11 protein-coding genes are annotated in these 17,575 nt (G+C 67.5%); 6 read left to right on the forward strand and 5 right to left on the reverse strand.

The window, feature by feature from the left end:
• The first annotated feature begins 29 nt into the window (after positions 1-29).
• The 4 genes from HMPREF3174_RS05375 to HMPREF3174_RS05390 all read left to right on the forward strand — a co-directional run bounded on the left by HMPREF3174_RS05375 (position 30) and on the right by HMPREF3174_RS05390 (position 7,319).
• The gene (locus tag HMPREF3174_RS05375; protein ID WP_070448163.1) at positions 30-1,529 is read left to right on the forward strand and encodes a hypothetical protein; all 1,500 of its coding nucleotides are present in this window, start codon (positions 30-32) and stop codon (positions 1,527-1,529) included.
• Positions 1,530-1,938: 409 nt separating this feature from the next.
• Positions 1,939-2,166 carry a heavy-metal-associated domain-containing protein gene (locus HMPREF3174_RS05380; protein ID WP_062614175.1) on the forward strand — a complete coding sequence of 76 codons (228 nt, stop codon included), beginning with the start codon at positions 1,939-1,941 and terminating at the stop codon, positions 2,164-2,166.
• Entirely contained in the window at positions 2,163-4,505 is a 2,343-nt protein-coding gene (locus tag HMPREF3174_RS05385) for a heavy metal translocating P-type ATPase (protein ID WP_068538870.1), read from the forward strand. The genes HMPREF3174_RS05380 and HMPREF3174_RS05385 overlap by 4 nt, the downstream gene beginning before the upstream one ends.
• Positions 4,506-4,661: 156 nt before the next feature.
• Entirely contained in the window at positions 4,662-7,319 is a 2,658-nt protein-coding gene (locus HMPREF3174_RS05390; protein WP_070448164.1) for a lysylphosphatidylglycerol synthase transmembrane domain-containing protein, read from the forward strand.
• 231 nt (positions 7,320-7,550) lie between these two features.
• Here HMPREF3174_RS05390 and HMPREF3174_RS05395 read toward each other — a convergent pair whose 3' ends face one another.
• Entirely contained in the window at positions 7,551-9,509 is a 1,959-nt protein-coding gene (locus tag HMPREF3174_RS05395; protein WP_148132177.1) for a Rib/alpha-like domain-containing protein, read from the reverse strand.
• Between the two features lie 348 nt (positions 9,510-9,857).
• Between HMPREF3174_RS05395 and pgm the strand changes: the two genes are divergently transcribed.
• Positions 9,858-11,537 (forward strand): phosphoglucomutase (alpha-D-glucose-1,6-bisphosphate-dependent), encoded by a 1,680-nt coding sequence (pgm, locus tag HMPREF3174_RS05400; protein WP_062614179.1) that lies wholly within the window; start codon positions 9,858-9,860, stop codon positions 11,535-11,537.
• Between the two features lie 155 nt (positions 11,538-11,692).
• On the opposite strand, the gene HMPREF3174_RS05405 is transcribed toward pgm, so the two are convergent.
• The 4 genes from HMPREF3174_RS05405 to HMPREF3174_RS05420 all read right to left on the reverse strand — a co-directional run bounded on the left by HMPREF3174_RS05405 (position 11,693) and on the right by HMPREF3174_RS05420 (position 15,741).
• Complete coding sequence (locus HMPREF3174_RS05405) at positions 11,693-12,451, reverse strand: iron ABC transporter ATP-binding protein (RefSeq protein ID WP_062614180.1); 759 nt, start codon at positions 12,449-12,451, stop codon at positions 11,693-11,695.
• The gene (locus HMPREF3174_RS05410) at positions 12,448-13,572 is read right to left on the reverse strand and encodes an iron chelate uptake ABC transporter family permease subunit (RefSeq protein WP_236698699.1); all 1,125 of its coding nucleotides are present in this window, start codon (positions 13,570-13,572) and stop codon (positions 12,448-12,450) included. Before HMPREF3174_RS05410 ends, HMPREF3174_RS05405 begins: the two co-directional genes overlap by 4 nt.
• Positions 13,572-14,516 (reverse strand): ABC transporter permease, encoded by a 945-nt coding sequence (locus HMPREF3174_RS05415; RefSeq protein ID WP_062614181.1) that lies wholly within the window; start codon positions 14,514-14,516, stop codon positions 13,572-13,574. The genes HMPREF3174_RS05410 and HMPREF3174_RS05415 overlap by 1 nt, the downstream gene beginning before the upstream one ends.
• Positions 14,517-14,718: 202 nt before the next feature.
• Positions 14,719-15,741: a siderophore ABC transporter substrate-binding protein gene (locus tag HMPREF3174_RS05420; RefSeq protein ID WP_244899261.1), complete on the reverse strand. Its 1,023-nt coding sequence runs from the start codon at positions 15,739-15,741 to the stop codon at positions 14,719-14,721.
• A gap of 261 nt (positions 15,742-16,002) precedes the next feature.
• On the opposite strand from HMPREF3174_RS05420, the gene gndA reads away from it, so the two are divergent.
• On the forward strand, positions 16,003-17,469 hold the full coding sequence (gene gndA / locus HMPREF3174_RS05425; protein ID WP_070448166.1) for an NADP-dependent phosphogluconate dehydrogenase: 1,467 nt from the start codon (positions 16,003-16,005) through the stop codon (positions 17,467-17,469).
• Positions 17,470-17,575 lie beyond the last annotated feature (106 nt).

Below are 17,575 nucleotides of genomic sequence, written 5' to 3' on the forward strand. Positions count from 1 at the left end.
TAGGGCAACGCCCCCGACGAAAGACCCTCATGCTCACCTTCCAACTTGCCGTCTCCGCACAGCAGGCCCAGTCCTTCCTCGACACGGGCTACGACCTCTTTTCTGGCTTCGCTGTCGACGCCGCCGCCGCGGCTTCCGTCACAGACGTCGGCGACCTCATGGACCTGCTCTGCCTGCGTTTCCCCGGCGCGCCGTATGCGGAGGACGAACCGCTCGACATCCTGCACGTGCCGGTGGACCCGTTCGTGTTCGACCGTCACGCGGTGGGCCCTCTGAGTGCGGAGGCGTTCCGGGGCGGCGTCGTGGAATACCCGCCGTACGACGGCTCGGGTGTGGCGCGCGGCGGCGGGGTGGAGACCGACCTGCTGCTCATCGAGCCGGCGCGGCTCACGGCGGGTAGCCGCCTGTGGCGCTTCCACCCGGGCAACCCGGAGCCGGAGCTACGCGGCGTCTACCACGGACTGGCTTACGGCTGGGAGAATGTCGAGACCGGCACGTTCACGGCCACGGTGCCCTCCCCGTTCATCGGCCCGGTCATCAAGCGCGCGTGGGGCGGGGTGCCGTGCGACGTTGAGCTGGAGGACGGGCGCCCGGCGGCGGTGACGATGGTCAGCCCCACGAACCCGCAGGCGGAGGACGGTTTCACTCAGCTGGAGTCGGGCATGTGGGCGAAGCGGATTGCAGTGGGCGAGGGCGCGGACATCTACGCGGACCTGGTGACGGGCGAGGTGTCCGGCATCCCCGTGCGGGTGGTGCGCTCGGTTCGCGACGGCGACAGGCTCCTCTTCCAGGTGGCAGCCCTCATCAACGACGCCCACTACCTGGAGCGGGCCAAGTTCCAGCGCTGGTCGACGGGCGTGTACACCGCCCTGGTCGACCCCGCGAACCTCACCAACCAGAAGCGCCAGGAGGCCCGCCCCGTGATCTGGGACGTCTCCGACCGGCCCGCTATCGCCGCGCGCTCAGCCGCGATCGACTTCTCCGACACGAACGCCCTCCTGCGCGAGTGCCTCTCCCTCCTATCCCAGACCGCCCCGCCGGACTGGATCGAGGAGACCGTGCGCGTCCAGCTGGTGGGCCAATCCGCGATCTACGAAGGGTACGCGAAGCTCGAGGGGGACACGAACGCCCAGCTGCGCGTGCTTCCCACCGCGGTCATCCACCACCTGCGCCGCCTCAAGCAAAACCTGGCAATCGCCGGGGAGGCGCCCTTCTTCGTGGCGGTCATCAACCTCACGAAGGCCGGGCAGGGCAAACTCAACGTCAACGCTGTGCAGGAACCCGTGTGGGCCGACCTCGTGCCGGTGGAAGAATGGCGCAACGAGGCCGACGCCTTCCCCCGCACCGGCGACACCATGCCCGACTGGCTCCTCACCCGGCTCGCGAATGACCCCGCCGGGGATGCCGGGGAGGCCGAGCTTGCCGGCGGCGCCCAGGCCGGCGGCGCGCCCGCGCCCCGCGAGGGTTCGCCCTATTCGGCGGACCTCACGGCCGGGATCCAGTGGATCGGCGACCTCCAGCAGGCCTGACCCACCCTCCCGGATGTGCAACGCTAATCCGCAGCATGCAACAACAATTAACCGCTTTTTACCGTTGCACATGGAAAATTAGCGTTGCGCATGCCCGATGGGGTGAGCCGGCGAGGCGCGCGCCGATAACGTGGGCCGGGCCGCTAACCCACTGAGCCGGACGCCGATAATACGTGCCAACACCCCAGTTTCCGCCCGGCACCGGCTACCCCCGACACAACTCGTGAACCTGAGACCGACCAGGGCCCGATCGCAATAGTCAGCCGGTATGTTCACGACTTCTGTCGGCCATGACACCCGAGGCTCTGTCCAAAGCGCCGATAATCCGGTGAACCGGGCGGGGCAGGAATAAATCGGCAGGCGGCGTCGTTGGCCCAGATACCAACGAAAACCGAGCGAAAGGCTTGCCATGTCCACCACTGTCAAGGTCAACGGAATGACCTGCAATCACTGCGTCGCCCACGTGACCGAGGAGCTCATGGAGCTGCCCGGCGTGGATGCCGTGGATGTCACCCTGGATCCGAAGGGCACGTCCGAGGTCCGCGTGACCACGTCGGCCGAGGTGTCGGATGAGGCCCTGCGCGGCGCTGTCGATGAGGCGGGTAACTACAGCGTCGTCGAGATCGTCCGCTCATGATCGAAGTTGACCTCGCCGTCCGCGGGATGACCTGCGCTTCCTGCGTGGCGCGCGTTGAAAAGAAGCTGAACAAGGTCCCCGGGGTGACGGCGGTAGTTAACCTCGCCACCGAGCGCGCTCACATCGAGCTGGATGACTCGGCCGCGGAGCTGTCCAACGAGGAGCTCGTGGGCACCGTGGTCAAGGCCGGCTACGACGCCTCGGTGATCAGCCGCACGGGCGACGCCCCCGACGCGGACATGATCCAGGCCGCCGAGGCTGCCGCGGAGGCGTCCGCCCAGGCGCGGGTGGCGGACCTGTGGCGGCGCTTCGTCGTTTCTGCTGTGTTGTCGGTGCCGGTGGTAGGCCTGTCGATGGTCCCGGCCTTGCAGTTCCCGGGCTGGCAGTGGGTGATCGGCGCGGTGTCGCTGGTGGTGGCGTTCTGGTGCGGGTGGCCGTTCCATCGGGCGGCGTTCCGCGCGGCCCGGTACGGGTCCTCCACCATGGACACGCTGGTCTCGCTGGGTGTGCTGGCGTCGATGGGCTGGTCCCTGTGGGCGCTGACCCTGGGCGGCGCCGGGCGCATCGGCTACACGATGCACATGACCGGCGTCCACGGCCTGGGGCATGCCGCCGAGCCGCACCTCTACTTCGAGACCAGCGCGATGATCGTCACGTTCCTGCTCATCGGCCGCTGGCTGGAGGCCCGCTCGCGCCGCAGTGCCGGTGACGCCCTGCGCTCCCTCCTCGAGCTCGGCGCGTCCGAGGCGCTCCTTGTTCGGAGGGCCGGTTCCGACGACACCGTGGAGCAGGTTGTCCCCGTGGCGCAGCTTCGCGTGGGAGATGTTTTCCGGGTGCGGCCCGGACAGACCGTGGCCACGGACGGGGTGATCGTGGCCGGTTCGTCGTCAATTGACGCTTCGCTCGTGACCGGCGAATCGTTGCCGGTGGACGTGGGCGAGGGCGACGAGGTCACCGGCGCCACGCTCAACACGCACGGGTCGATCGAGGTGCGCGCCACGCGCGTGGGCAAGGACACGACCCTGGCCCAGATGGGCCGTCTCCTCGCCGAGGCCCAGACGGGCAAGGCGCCCGTGCAGCGCATCGCCGACCAGATATCGGCCGTGTTCGTGCCCGTGGTGATCCTCATCGCGCTGGCGACGTTCGGCGTGCGGATGTTTACCGATAACGCCGAGATGGCACTGGCCTCCGCGATCACCGTGCTGGTGGTGGCGTGCCCGTGCGCGCTGGGGCTCGCAACTCCTACGGCCCTGCTGGTCGGCTCGGGTCGGCTCTCCCGCCTGGGCGCGCTCATCCGCGGCCCCGAGGTGCTCGAGGGCGCCCACGCCGTGGACACCATCATGCTCGACAAAACCGGGACCCTGACCAGCGGCGTCATGTCGGTCAGCGAGGTTGAGGCCGCGGCTGGAGCCGGGTTTGGGCGTATTGGCACCGGCGCCGACGCTGCAGACGCCGAGTCGGCAGCCTCGGGCGCCGATAGCGGCACGGCTGGCACGCGGGCGGCAGACGCCGTCCTGGCGTTTGCCGCCGGGCTGGAGTCCCACTCCGAGCACCCGATCGCCCAGGCAATTGTGCGGTCGGCTCGCGAGCGCGGCATTACACCCGCCCCTGTTTCTGACTTTGCCAACCATGCGGGGATGGGCGTGGCGGGTACGGCCGGCGGCGAGAGGGTCGCCGCCGGCCGCCTCACCTGGCTTGCGGCCAACGTCCCCTCGGATCTGGCCGAGCGTGCCGAGGACCTCGCGCGCGAGGGCGCGAGCGTCGTCGTCGTGACCAGGGGCAACACCGCACTGGGGCTGATCGCCGTGCGCGACACGGTCCGCCCCGAGGCCGCCGACACTCTCGCCGCCCTGCGCGATCGGGGCCTCACCCCAGTGCTCGTCACCGGCGATAACGCCCCGGCAGCCACCACCGTGGCCGCCGAGCTCGGCATCGAGGATGTGCGCGCCGACGTCTTGCCCGAGCAGAAGCTCGAGGTGCTCAAAGAGCTGCAGGCCGCGGGGAAGAAGGTGGCGATGGTGGGCGACGGGGTCAACGACGCCGCGGCCCTCGCCGGCGCCGACCTGTCGATCGCAATGGGCTCCGGCACCGACGTGGCCAAGGCCGCCGCCGACATCACGATCGTCAACTCCGACATCCGCGCTATCCCGAACTCGCTGCGGGTCTCGGCCCGCACCCTGCAGATCATCAAGGAGAACCTGGCCTGGGCCTTCGCCTACAACCTCATCGCGATCCCGCTGGCCGTATTCGGTGTGATCGTGCCGGGGATCGCGGCGTTCGCGATGGCGAGCTCGTCGGTGATTGTGGTCGGGAACTCGCTGCGCCTGCGCAATGCCTAGCAATCTCCGTCAAACGTCAGGACTCTGAGAGCAAAACGCCCGATTTCGGCAACGAAAACTCTCAGAGTCCTGATTTTTGACGGCCGCGCCCCCGTGACCCCGCCCGCGGGCCGGCAAAGTGGAGTCAACGCCCCGCGGGTGAGTAGGATCGGGCATGTGAAACCCCGCCATGATTCAGATAGCCGCGCCGCGAGGGATCAAACCCCCGAGCGGGAGGTGGTCCTGATCGACTCCCAGCAGCGCTGGGTGCGCAACCCCGCCGACCTATTCGGCGCCGCGCTGTGCGTGGTGGGGATCGCGTTCGTCATCCTGGTGTCGGTCTACGCCAAGTCCACCACGATCGCGGTCACTCAGGACGTGCGGCAGGCCACCTCCGGCATCCTCGAGACGATCCTGGCCCTGCCGATCAACGCCCTCGAGGGCCTCATGTCCTTCTTCCTTCCGATCCTCATCCTGGGCGAGATGGTGATTCGCAAACGCTGGCGCGCCCTCGCCACGGCTTTCGTCGGGTCGGCGGCGGCCGTGGGGATGTCGGCGCTCGTGGTGTGGCTGGGCACGAAGTGGTGGCCGAACTCGGACCTGTTTGACCAGGTCTCAGACTCGATCCAGGACCAGTCGCTCATCGCGGCCCTGCCCTACGTGGCGCTTCTCGCCACGCTCCTCACCGTGTCCGGATCGTCGAAGGGATCCTGGATCACGCGCGTGGGCTGGTGGCTACTCGGCATCGCGCTCGTCCTGTCGATCCTGCGCGGCAACCAGAATCTTTCCGGCGCGCTCTTCACCGTCCTCATCGGCGGGCTGTCCGGCCTACTCACCCGCTACATTGTTGGCGGCGCGCCGGACCGCACCACCGGCGCGCGCTTCGTAGCGTTGATACGCAGGGCGGGGATCGACGTCGTGACCGCCGTCCGCATCGACTCCCTGACTGGCGACGAGATGCTGCACGCCACCGACGTCACCACCTCCTCCCCCATCGGGCACACGAACCTTGCGGCGCTCGAGCAGATCCGCAAGATCCTCGACCCCGCCGACAACGTGCCCGATACCGACACCGCCAACCTCATCGACGAGATCGACAACCTCACTCGCCCCAGCGACGAACGTGAGCTCACCGACGTCGACTCCTACGCCCTCCGCGACGAGACCATGGCGCGCTACCCGGCCACTCGGCCGTCGGCGGTGTCGCGCAACTACATTGCAACCGACATTCACGGGCGGGCCTTCCACCTCAAGGTGCTCGACAACGACCGCCAGATCCTGTCCTTCCTGGACGACGTGTGGGCGCGAATCTCCCTGCGCACCGTCATCCGCCAAACCCGCCGCACGCTCGAGGCCACCGCCGAACAGATGCTGCTGGTGCAGATGCGGGCCGAGCAGATTGGGGTGGCCGAGCCGGCCTGCGCCACGATCGCCCGCCTCGACTCCTCGATCCTCGTGGCCGAGCTCGCCACCGAGGACCCGCTACTGATCGACGCCGATCCCGGCGCGCTTTCCGACGACGACCTCGACCACCTGTGGGACGAACTCACCCGCGCCCACCGCCACGGCATGTCGCACGGCAACATGCACGCCAAGTACGTCAAGATCACCCCGGCCGGCCTCCACGTGGCGAACTGGCAGCACGCCGCCGTACTTTCCACGGACACGGCCCGGCAGGTCGACCTCGCGCAGACGGTGGCGATGCTGGCCGGCGTCGTCGGCGTGGAGCGGGCCGTGGCGTCGGCGAACCGGAACCTGACCACGACGACCGTCGCCTCCATCGCGCCCTTCCTCCAGACCCCCATCCTCCCGCAGGCCACGCGCGACGCCCTGGAAAAGAAGGAACTGCAGGCGCTGCGCGACGCCCTCGCCGCCGAAGTGCCCGAGGCCTCCAACCTGCAAACCGTGGAGTATAAGCGGTTCTCCCTCAAGACGATCGCCACGGTGGCAATCGGCGTCATCGCGCTCATCATCCTGTTTGGCTCGCTCAACTTCGACGACCTGCGCACCGCCATCCTCGGCGCCAACCCGTGGTGGATGGTGGTGGCGTTCCTCTTCGGGCTCGGCACGTATGCGGGCGTGGCGCTCACGCTCGTGGCGTTCTCGAAGGAAGCCGTGCCCTACCGTGAGGCGCTGCTGGTGCAGGTGGCGGCGTCGGTCATCACGCTCGTGGCACCCGCCGGCATCGGGCCCGCCGCCATCAACCTGCGCTTCCTGCAAAAGAAGAACGTGGCAACTCCCGCCGCGATCGCCACCGTGTCCGTGGTGCAGGTGGGCCAGTTCGTGGTGACGATCGCGCTGCTCGTGATGCTGTCCCTGTTTACCGGTGACTTCGGCAACCTCTCCCTGCCGTCCGGCACGATCCAGATAGCGATCGCGATCGTGGTGGTAGTCGGCGGGATTGTGGGCGGCGTGCCGCAGCTGCGCCGCTGGGTCATGGCGAAGATCCGGCCCACGATCAGCCAGGTGTGGCCCCGCCTCGTGTGGCTCTTCACCCACCCCACCCGGCTCCTGCTGGGCGCGCTGGGGTCGGTGCTCATGTCGGTGGCGTTCATCGCCTGCTTCGGGTTTGCGCTCAAGTCGTTCGGCTACGAGCTGCCGATCATCACCCTCGCCGTCACCTACCTGATCTCCAACTCGGTGGGCTCCGTGGTGCCCTCCCCCGGCGGCATTGGCCCCGTGGAGGCGGCCCTCACCGGTGGCCTCGTGATCGCCGGCGTGCCCTCCTCGATCGCGTTCTCCACCGCCGTGCTCTACCGACTCTTCACCTTCTGGGGCCGCGTGCCGATCGGCTGGGTGGCGCTGCAGATCGCGCAGAAGCGCAACATCGTCTAGCCGGGCTGGCTGGGCGCCGGCCGGCGGGAAAGTCGAGCCACGGCGTCGTTGGGCTCGGAGTCAGCCGAGCGTCGTTGAGCCGGCATCCCGCGGGACGATTGTAAAATTCTGGACGAATCCGGGCCGCTCTCCTCATATACGAAGATCACCCCGAATTCGTCCAGGAAATTCAAATCCCACCTGCACAGGGGGGGCCGGGCGTGACGCTCGCCCCCCCCTGATCGCAAGCGCCTAGCTAGCTGCCTTCATCGAACCCCAGCCGTGGCCGATCTGGGTAGCACCACCGAAGCGCCCACCCAGCAGGTTCTTGTAAAGGAACAGCGTACCGTCATTGCGGATGCCAATGAGGTCGAAGGTGCCACCACCGTCGACGTCCCCGGGAGAGGAGAGCATCCCGAAGTTCGACCAACCGTGTCCGATCTGCCCCTTGCCCACCAGCACGCCCCTATTGGTGCCGGCGTACACGAACAGCTTGCCGTCCGACCTCGTGGCGACGACGTCCGGGTACGAATCGCCGACGAACTGGCCGATGCCCACGATGTTGGTCATCTCCTGCCAGCCGTGGCCGATCTTCGTGCCGTTCGCCAGGCCGTTGCGGGTGAGGTCGTAGCGGTAGAGGTCGCCGGTTGCGACCTGCCGCGCGACGACGTACTCCTTCGTCCCCAGCCTGCCCATGTAGGTGATGTTGTCCATCCCGTTCCAGCCGTGCCCAGCCTTAATCCCCTGGACCAGCTGGCCGCGCCCGAGCGAGTAGTAGAAGTACAGGTCGCCGTCAGCGTGGCGGATGAGGAGGTCGGCGCGCCGATCCCCGTTGGCATCCATGATCGCCGTCATCGCCGTGACCTCCGCACCCGGGCAGTGCGCGACATATTTGTGGACGAACGCGGATCCGACATTCTCGTAGAAGTGGATCTTGCCCTCGGCGTCGAGCGACCACAGATCGGCCAGACGATCACCGGTGGCTTCACCAAAGCGGTTGGTCGCGTACGGTGCCCGCCCGGTGAAGTTCTCAGGCTGGCAGGTTACGCCCGGCTGGTCCGGTCCCGACTCGCCCTCAGCCACCCGGAAGGTCAGCACAAACGACGCCTCGGAATCCGCGTGGGCCGTGAGCGGCGGGTAGGTGATGTTGACCGTGATGTCCACGTCCTCACCTGTGTCGGCCTCGCCCGGCGTGAAGGTCACCGCGCCGACGGAGTCGATGGTCGCGCCCTCCGGTGCGCCGTCCGCCAACGCAAACGTGGTGCCCTCAGGCCACGCTACCGGCATGCCGGTAGCATCTACCGCGTCGGGCGCGAGGCTAGTGGCCGGCTCACCCACCGTGGAGTCGTACGGGTTGCCCGCCAGCACCACGCTCAGCTGCGGAAGGTCATCCGGGTTGACTCCCGCCGGCACGACGGTCAGCGTGACCATCGCCTGCGCGGTGTACGTGCCCGGGATGCTCGCTGGGATGGCCGCGTGTTCCGCGTCCACCTGCTCGGTGACGAGGACCGGGAATGTCACGGTGCCCTCGGGCGCATCGGCGGGCGCGGTGCCGGTCAGCACGCCGTAGTCGGAGAGCTCCAGCCACGCCGGTGCCCCATCACCGAGCTCGAAGCTCAGCGCGCCGCCATTGCCGACCACGTCAACCGGTGTGGCCGTGATCACCTCACCCGCGTGCACCACGATCGGGCCGGCGGTGACCTTAAGGAAGGTGTGTGTCCAAGCGACCGGGGTGTCCGCGGGTAGCGTGTAGCCGTGCTCGGCCAGGCCATGCAGCTTCAGGTCGATGCGCTCGCCCGGCTGGGCCCGGTACACGCCGGGCTCGACCAGCTTGCCATCCAGCTCGTAGCCGATCCCATTGTCCGGGATTTCGTAGCTCGGAACCGCCGCGCCCTCCACGATCGAGTCCGCGATCGCCGGCGCGGTCTGGGAGGCTGTGCGCTTCACGACGCCGATGTTACTCGCCAGGGCGTCCTGATTGGGGCGCATGTCGTAGACGGCGAGGAGGTCGCCGTTGGGCGTCTGGGTCAGCGCCGGGATCCGATACTTAATACCCTCTGGGATATTATCATACCATTTAGCAATGGTGACCATCTCCCCGACCGGACCCCTGTCCGCAAGCGCCGCGGGCGCGGGCGGCACAGCTAGCAAGCCTGCCACCGAAAGGCAGGTTACCAGGCCAACGCCGATAAGGCGCCGAATTCCTGTCATTTCTTTCCCCTTTGAAAAATGCCGACGCTCCGGCGCATGGGTTGCACGATCCCACGCATATGGAAGCGATTATTGTGCATTATCGAGCGTATCAGCACACGGCATGTCAGACAATCCTCTGATACAAAGTGGTTGTTGGCGAGTTCGAACGCCCGCGGGCCGGGGGTCGTCGGGGCGTCGGACCGATTGAAGAGTTTTGGACGAATCCGGGGCGATCTACTCATATACGAAGAACGCCCCGAAATCGTCCAGGAAATTCAAATGCCCCACGCGCAAACCCGGCCGGGCGGCAGCGTTGAGTCGTGTTTGACCATAGAAGGTGGGGCGGAAAAGTGAGACGATAGGAGCATGAACGAACGTGCTGGCATGCTTGCCCAAAAGGAAGACCTCATCGACGTCGATGCCCTGATCTCCGCCTACTACGACATCGAGCCGGACCCGGACAACCCGGCTCAGCAGGTCGTGTTCGGGACCTCGGGCCATCGCGGCTCCGCCTTCGATGGCGCTTTCAACGAAGCCCACATCGTGGCCACCACGCAGGCGATTGTGGAGTACCGCGCGTCGAAGGGGATCGACGGTCCGCTGTACATCGGCCGCGACACGCACGCGCTGTCCGAGCCGGCCGAGCGCACGGCGCTTGAGGTGCTGGCTGCCAACGACGTCGAGGTGCGGCTTGACGCCCGCGGGTCCTGGACGCCCACCCCGGCGGTGTCGCTGGCGATTCTCACGGCGAATGGTGCGGACACGGCGGCGGGCGTGCGCACCGAGGGGCCAGGGCTGGCAGACGGTATCGTGATCACGCCGTCGCACAACCCGCCGCGCGATGGCGGCTTCAAGTACAACCCGCCGCACGGCGGCCCGGCTGACACCGACGCCACCGAGGTAATCGCCGCGCGCGCGAACGAGATCCTGCGGCAGGGCTGGAAGAACGTCAAGCGCGTGCCGTACGAACAGGCCCGGAACGCGGAGACGACGCGCGGGCACGACTACCTGTCGGCCTACGTGGACGACCTGCAGTCGATCATCAACCTTGAGGCGATCCGCACGGCGGGCGTGCGCATTGGCGCCGACCCGATGGGCGGGGCGTCGGCCGAGTACTGGGGCGCGATCGGCGAGCGCTACGGGCTGGATCTGACCGTGGTGAACCCGGTGGTCGACCCGGCGTGGCCGTTCATGACACTGGATTGGGACGGCAAGATCCGCATGGACTGCTCCTCGCCCTACGCGATGGCCTCGCTGCTTGGGCGGATGAAGCCGGGCGCGGACGGCGCGGTCCCGTTCGACATCGCCACGGGTAACGACGCCGACTCCGACCGCCACGGGATCGTCACCCCGGACGCGGGGCTCATGAACCCCAACCACTACCTGGCCGTTGCCATCAAGTACCTGTTTGAGAACCGGCCCGAGTGGGGGCCCACGGTGGGTGTGGGGAAGACGCTGGTGTCGTCGTCATTGATTGACCGCGTGGTTGCCGGGATGGGCAAGCCAATGGTGGAAGTGCCAGTCGGGTTCAAGTGGTTCGTGCCGGGGCTGGTCAGCGGGTCGCTGGGCTTTGGTGGTGAGGAGTCCGCGGGGGCGTCGTTCCTGCGCAAGAACGGGATCGTGTGGACCACGGACAAGGACGGCATCATCCTTGACCTGCTCGCCTCGGAGATCTTGGCGGTGACGGGGAAGTCGCCGTCGGTGCTGCACCGCGAGCTGACCGAGGCCTACGGCGAGTCCGCCTACGCGCGGATCGACGCGGCGGCCACCAAGGAGGAGAAGGCTAAACTGAAGGCGCTTTCGCCGGCAGACGTGGCCGCGACCACCCTGGCGGGCGAGGAGATCACCGCACGGCTGGTCGAGGCGCCGGGCAACGGCGCCCCGATCGGCGGGCTGAAGGTGACCACGAAGAACGCGTGGTTTGCGGCCCGGCCGTCAGGCACGGAGGACGTGTATAAGATCTACGCCGAATCCTTCCTGGGCGCCGAGCACCTGGCCCAGGTGCAGGCCGAGGCGAAGGACGTGGTGAGCGCCGCGCTGGCGTAGGGACACGCGGGCGCTGGCCCTACGCCAGCGCGGGGCACCCCGCCGGTTCGGCACACGCAAAGTGTTTTTTCGTCACCTAAATCGACAATTTGAGTGACGAAAAAACACTTTGCGTGACGAGAAACCAGGATAGGGGCGGCCGCCCGCGCCCGCGGCTACGCCACCGGCATCGCAACCAGGCGCCCGCCCAGCTCGGCCACGTTGACCTCGACGTCGAAGATCTCGCCCAGTACGTCTTCGCGCATGACTTCAGGGGGCGTGCCGCTGCAGGCCAGATACCCGTCTTTCATGGCGACCATGCGGTCGGCGTAGGCGGCGGCGGTGTTGACGTCGTGGATAACGATGACCACGGAGATCCCGCGCTCGGCGCACACGCCCTTCAGGTGCCGCATCATGTCACGGCCGTGGCGCATGTCCAGGGCGGAGAGCGGCTCATCCAACAACAAGTATTTGGTATCCTGCGCGAGGGCCATGGCGATGAAGGCGCGTTGGCGCTGCCCGCCGGAGAGTTCGTCGATGAAGCGGTCGGCAAGGTCGCGCATGTTCACGCATTGGAGGGCGTCGGCCACGTGCGCGTAGTCTTCGCGGGTGCGCCGGCCCTTGGAGTGGGGGTGCCGTCCGAGCATGACGAGTTCGGCCACGGTGAGCCGGATGGCCAGGTGGTTCTCCTGCCGCAAGATCGCAATCGTGCGGGCCAGCGCGTCGGTGTCCCATTCACCCAGTTCGCGCCCGTCGATCCGCACCGAGCCGCCGATGAGCGGGTGTAGCCGCCCGATCCCGGACAGAAGCGTGGACTTGCCCGCCCCGTTCGGGCCGATCAGCGCAGTCACGCCGGAGTCGGGCAGGGTGAGGGTGACGTCGCGGACGACGGGGTCGGCGTCGTAGGCCATGGTCACATTGGTCAGTTCGATCATCGGCGCGTTCCCTTCACAATCATCGCGAGCAGCAACAGCCCACCCACCAGTTCAAGCACTACGGGCAGGATCGTGGCCTGGTGTAGCACGTGTTCCAAAAGAGCCTGCCCGCCTACGAGCACCACCACGCCGACCCCCGCGGACACCCCGATCAGCTCCCGCAGCCGGGTGGACGTGCCAACATAGTGGGCAATGTTCACCACGAGCAGCCCGAAGAACATGAGCGGCCCCACCAGCGCGGTCGCGCAGGCTACCAGCAGTGACGACGCCGTCAGCGCCAGTTTCGCCTCCCGCCGGTAGTCGAGCCCCAGCGCGATGGCGACCTCCGGCCCGAGCGAGAGGATGTCCCACACGCGACTGCGCGCCACGATGTAGGCGATCGCCGCAACGGCCACGATCACGGAGATCCCCAGGGATTCGGTGTTGACGACGGCGAAGGACGCGGTGCCGACGTCGGCGACAGTGAGGTACTCGCCGGGATCCATCACAGTAGAGAGCAGTGAGGTGATGGAACGCAGGAAGGTTCCCACGACGATCCCGACGAGTACGAGTAGATAGACGTTCGAGCGCCGCCCGCGCAGGACCGTCAAGAACATGGACACGGCGAGGCCTGTCATGAGGACCGTGTTGATGAGGAACATGACCGCGTTGGGCACGGCGCTTACGCGCGCCGAGCCGAAGAAGAAGATGGAGGCGGTGGCCATGAGTTGGAACATGGAGTCAAAGCCCATGACCGAGGGGGAAAGGATCCGGTTGCGGGTGACGGCTTGGAAGACGGCGGTCGCGGTGGTGAGCGAGACGGCGACGACGACGAGCGCCCCCAGCCGCGTCGCTCGCAGTTTGCCGATGATGGCCCAGGCGTCGAGGGCGTCGTAGAGGAGGAAGAGGGCGCAGGCGGCGAGCGCAAGTAGCGCGATGAGTGCGAGCCGCCTGCGGGTTTGGGTGCGGCGGGCGTGCAGGATGCTTTCGATAGTGGGTAGGTTCACGACGCCGGTCGCGGGCTCAGCCCCGTGGGCTCGGACGACGGGCGCCTGCCCGACTTCCCAGGCGGTAGCAGCGGGCGCAGGAGCCGAGGCGGAGGCGGGCGCGGCGGCCCGCGCGTCGTGAATACGGATGGTCACTATTTTACCCTCCGGATCAGGATAGTGAGGAAGATTCCGGCGCCGAGGATGCCCATGACGACGCCGACGGGGACTTCGGCGGGGGCGATGAGGACGCGGCCGATGATGTCGGCGATGAGTACGAATGTGGAGCCCATGAGGGCGACGAGGGGAAGGGAGCGGCGGATGTCGTCGCCGTGGAGGATGGAGACGAGGTTGGGCACCACAAGTCCGAGGAAGGGCAGCGGCCCGGCGACCACGGTGGTGATGCCGGTGACAATGGCGACGATGGTGAGGCCCACGGTTTGGACGGCGGCGAAGTTGAGGCCGAGGTTGCGGGCGAGGTCTTCACCGAGGCCGGCGATGGTGAAGCGGTCAGCGAAGAGGTAGGCGAGGGCGGCGACGGCGGCGACGATCCAGAGGAGTTCGTAGCGGCCGCGGATGATGCCGGAAAAGTCGCCGGTCATCCAGGCGTTGAGGGTGCCTTGGAGTTGGAATTCCCAGGCGAGGAACATGGAGGCCGAGCCGATGACGCCGGAGAGAATGAGGCCGACGAGGGGGACGATGATGATGTCGCGGTGGTTGAGGCTGCGCAGGATGAGGGTCAGCAGGGCGGTGCCGGCGAGCGCGAATGCGCACGCGATGAGCATCTTGCCGGGGAGCGAGAGGGTGGGGAGGAAGAGGGTGGCGACGAGGATGCCGAGGCCGGCGGATTCGGTGACGCCGGTGGTGGATGGCTCGACGAACCGGTTGCGCACTAGCAGCTGCATGACGAGGCCGGCCACGGCCATCGCGGCGCCGGCGAGGATGACGGCGAGCGTGCGCGGGAGGCGGGAGCCGAAGAGGATTTGCAGGTCGTCGGCGGAGGCGGAACCGGTGAGGATCGCGCCGATCGACATGTTCGCCCCGCCTATTAGCGTGGAGACGACTCCGAGCACGACGACGAGGCCGGCCAGCGCCCCCATCGAACGTAGGAAGTGGCCCCGGCGCGCGGAGCGACGACAGGTGGCAGATTCCCCGCATTCGGAGTGGCGGCAGCCGCGGGATTCCTCCAGCTTGAGGGGTTGGAGTGGGCGCCGGTAACGGGCGTCCTGCTGATGAGACTTAGCGCCCTGCCCGGGGGCGTCCGCGGCTGCTTCGGCCGCGGACGCCCCCGTCGTCGTCGTGCTACTTGATCGCATCGGCGACTTCGTCAAGCATGGCCGGGAAGTTGGTGGCACCGGTCATGACGATGTACCAGCGCTCGGGGCTCAGGTAGACGATGTGGCCTTCCTTCGCGGCGGTGGTGGAGTTGACGAGCTCGTTGTCGAGGACCTGCTCGGCCGTGTCGCCGGCCTCGGCCTTGCCCACGGCGGCGTCGCGGTCGACCACGAAGATCCAGTCGGGGTTGATCTCCTTGACGGTCTCGAAGGAGACCTTGTCACCCTTGTGGCCCTCGTCAGCCTCAGGCTTCTCGTACGCCTGGCCGAAGCCGAACACGTCCCAGATCGGGGCCCAGCGCGAGCCGCGATCGTGTAGCGAGATCTCGCCGGCGTTCGTCATGATGACCAGCGCGTTGCCCTTGTCCTTCGCCATGTCCGTGTACTGGGCGATCTTCGCGGTGATCGAGTCGGCGGCCTCCATGCCCTTGGCGTCGGCGCCCACGGCCTGCGCCACCATCTTCACGTTATCGGGCACGGTGGTCGAGTAATCCTCGGTATCCCACGAGTGCGTGGCGTCGATCGTCGTGAACGTCTTGGAGAACTCCTCGTAGAACGACGACGACCGCCCGCCCACAATCACCAGGTCCGGCTGGAGTTTGGCGATGGCCTCCATGTCGGGCTCTTTGAGGTTGCCCACGGAGGTCAGCTGGGAGTAGTCGATGCCGTCGTCGTCCTTGAGCCACGTGGGCACGGACTTGGTGACGGTGCCGACCACGCGGTCGCCGGCGCCGATAGCGTCGATCGTGTCGAGCACGGCCATGTCAAGTACAACGATCTTCTCGGGCATCGCCTCAATGGTGGTCTCGCCCTGCGCGTGGGTGATGGTGCGAGGGAAGGTGGCCTCGGCGCTGGCCTCTTCGCTGGCGGTGGTTTCCGGGGCCGTGGTCTCGGTGGTCTTCTCCGCCGCCGGCGACGACGAGCATGCGCTCAGGGCAAGGGCGCTCGCGGCGGTGAGAGCTGCGAGCTTCATGACCTTGGGAAGGTGCACGGGTTTCTCCTTTGGGTGTGGCGCCGGGGTCCGGCGCGTCGGATGGGGTCATTACGAAACGTTTCCGTTACTTATTTGACTTAGGTAAACCTAACCTATCTAAATCTCGATTTCAAAGCTCCCAGAGAAAGCCTTGCGTAAATCGCCCAGCGCCCGCACTTATGTGGCACCACGCCTCCACCGCGTACCAGGAAACCTTTCGACACACCGAAACTTTTGCACGCGCGGTAAGTTAGAGCCGTAGACCTACCAAGGAGAATCATGAGCTTTCCCACCCCTACCCCCGCCATCGCAGACATCGGCGTGACCGGCCTCGGCGTCATGGGCGCCAACCTCGCCCGCAACCTCGCGCGCAACGGTTTCAAGGTCGCCGTCCACAACCGCTCCATCGGCCGCACCGAACGCCTCATCGCCGATCACGGCACCGAGGGCCAGTTCTTCCCCGCCGAAACGATCAAGGATTTCGTCGCCAGCCTGTCCACTCCGCGCGTCGCCATCATCATGGTCCAGGCCGGCCCCGCCACCGACGCCGTCATCGAGCAGCTCGCGGCCGAAATGGACGAAGGCGACATCATTGTCGACTGTGGCAACTCCCAGTACATGGACACCCGGCGTCGTGAAGCATCCCTCGCCGAGCGCGGGTTGCACTTCGTAGGCGCGGGCGTCTCCGGCGGCGAAGAGGGCGCGCTTCTCGGCCCGGCGATCATGCCCGGCGGCACGCGCGCCAGCTACGACCGGCTCGGCCCCATGTTCGAAACTATCGCCGCCAAGGCCGACGGCGAGCCGTGCTGCACCTACATCGGCCCCGATGGCGCCGGCCACTTCGTCAAGATGGTCCACAACGGCATCGAATACGCCGACATGCAGCTTATCGCCGAGGCCTACCAAATCATGAGTGCGCTCGGCCTGAGCGCCCCCGAAATCGGCGAGGTCTTCGCCGAATGGAACACCGGCGACCTCGAGTCCTACCTCATCGACGTCACCGCCGAAGTGCTGCGGCACGCGGACCCGAAGACGGGCCGGCCGTTCGTCGACGTCGTCCTCGACCGCGCCTCGCAGAAGGGCACCGGCGCCTGGACCGTGCAGACCGCCGCCGGGCTCGGCATCCCCGTCACCGGGATCGCGGAGGCGACGTTCGCGCGCTCGCTGTCGGCATCGGTGGCGCAACGCGAAGCGGCGCAGGCGGCGCTGCCCGGGCACGCGGCGGATTTGGCGGGAGCGGTGGCGCCCGAAGACCGCGCCGCGTTCATCGAGGACGTCCGCCTCGCCCTGTACGCCTCCAAGATGGTGGCCTACTCGCAGGGCTTCGAGCTGATCCGCGCCGCCTCCGACGAGTACGGGTGGGATGTCCAGCTCGGGGCGCTCGCCAAGATCTGGCGCGCCGGCTGCATCATCCGTGCCCGCTTCCTCGACCGCATCACCGAGGCCTACACCCGAGACTCGGCGTTGCCCCTCCTCCTCGCCGACGAGTTCTTCACCCGCGAGATCTCCGCCGCCGTGCCCGCGTGGCGCCGCCTGCTCACCACCGCGCTGGCGGCGGGCATCCCGGTGCCGGCGTTCACGTCGTCGCTGGCGTACTACGACGCCGTGCGGGCGCCCCGCCTGTCCGCCAACCTGATCCAGGCGCAGCGCGACTTCTTCGGCTCGCACACCTACAAGCGCGTGGGCATGGAGGGCACCTTCCACACCCTGTGGTCGGAGGGCCGGGCGGAGGAGCGCTGGGACTAGCCACCCGAGCTAGCCGGTGGGCCGCCGGGCCGGCTGCCGTGCGGTGGCCAGCACCCGCCGGGCCCCCACTGCATCTGCAAATGCTGTACTAAACCGCAAGATGCGG

Origin of the sequence: Trueperella sp. HMSC08H06, assembly GCF_001808465.1 — a bacterium.
GTDB lineage: Bacteria > Actinomycetota > Actinomycetes > Actinomycetales > Actinomycetaceae > Trueperella > Trueperella bernardiae.

Bases quoted from the DNA above. Each gene is read 5' to 3' on its own strand.
- HMPREF3174_RS05405 (WP_062614180.1), bottom strand. From the start codon at position 12,451: ATGATCGAACTGACCAATGTGACCATGGCCTACGACGCCGACCCCGTC.
- HMPREF3174_RS05385 (WP_068538870.1), top strand. From the start codon at position 2,163: ATGATCGAAGTTGACCTCGCCGTCCGCGGGATGACCTGCGCTTCCTGC.
- HMPREF3174_RS05380 (WP_062614175.1), top strand. From the start codon at position 1,939: ATGTCCACCACTGTCAAGGTCAACGGAATGACCTGCAATCACTGCGTC.
- pgm (WP_062614179.1), top strand. From the start codon at position 9,858: ATGAACGAACGTGCTGGCATGCTTGCCCAAAAGGAAGACCTCATCGAC.
- gndA (WP_070448166.1), top strand. From the start codon at position 16,003: ATGAGCTTTCCCACCCCTACCCCCGCCATCGCAGACATCGGCGTGACC.
- HMPREF3174_RS05375 (WP_070448163.1), top strand. From the start codon at position 30: ATGCTCACCTTCCAACTTGCCGTCTCCGCACAGCAGGCCCAGTCCTTC.
- HMPREF3174_RS05395 (WP_148132177.1), bottom strand. From the start codon at position 9,509: ATGACAGGAATTCGGCGCCTTATCGGCGTTGGCCTGGTAACCTGCCTT.
- HMPREF3174_RS05415 (WP_062614181.1), bottom strand. From the start codon at position 14,516: ATGGGGGCGCTGGCCGGCCTCGTCGTCGTGCTCGGAGTCGTCTCCACG.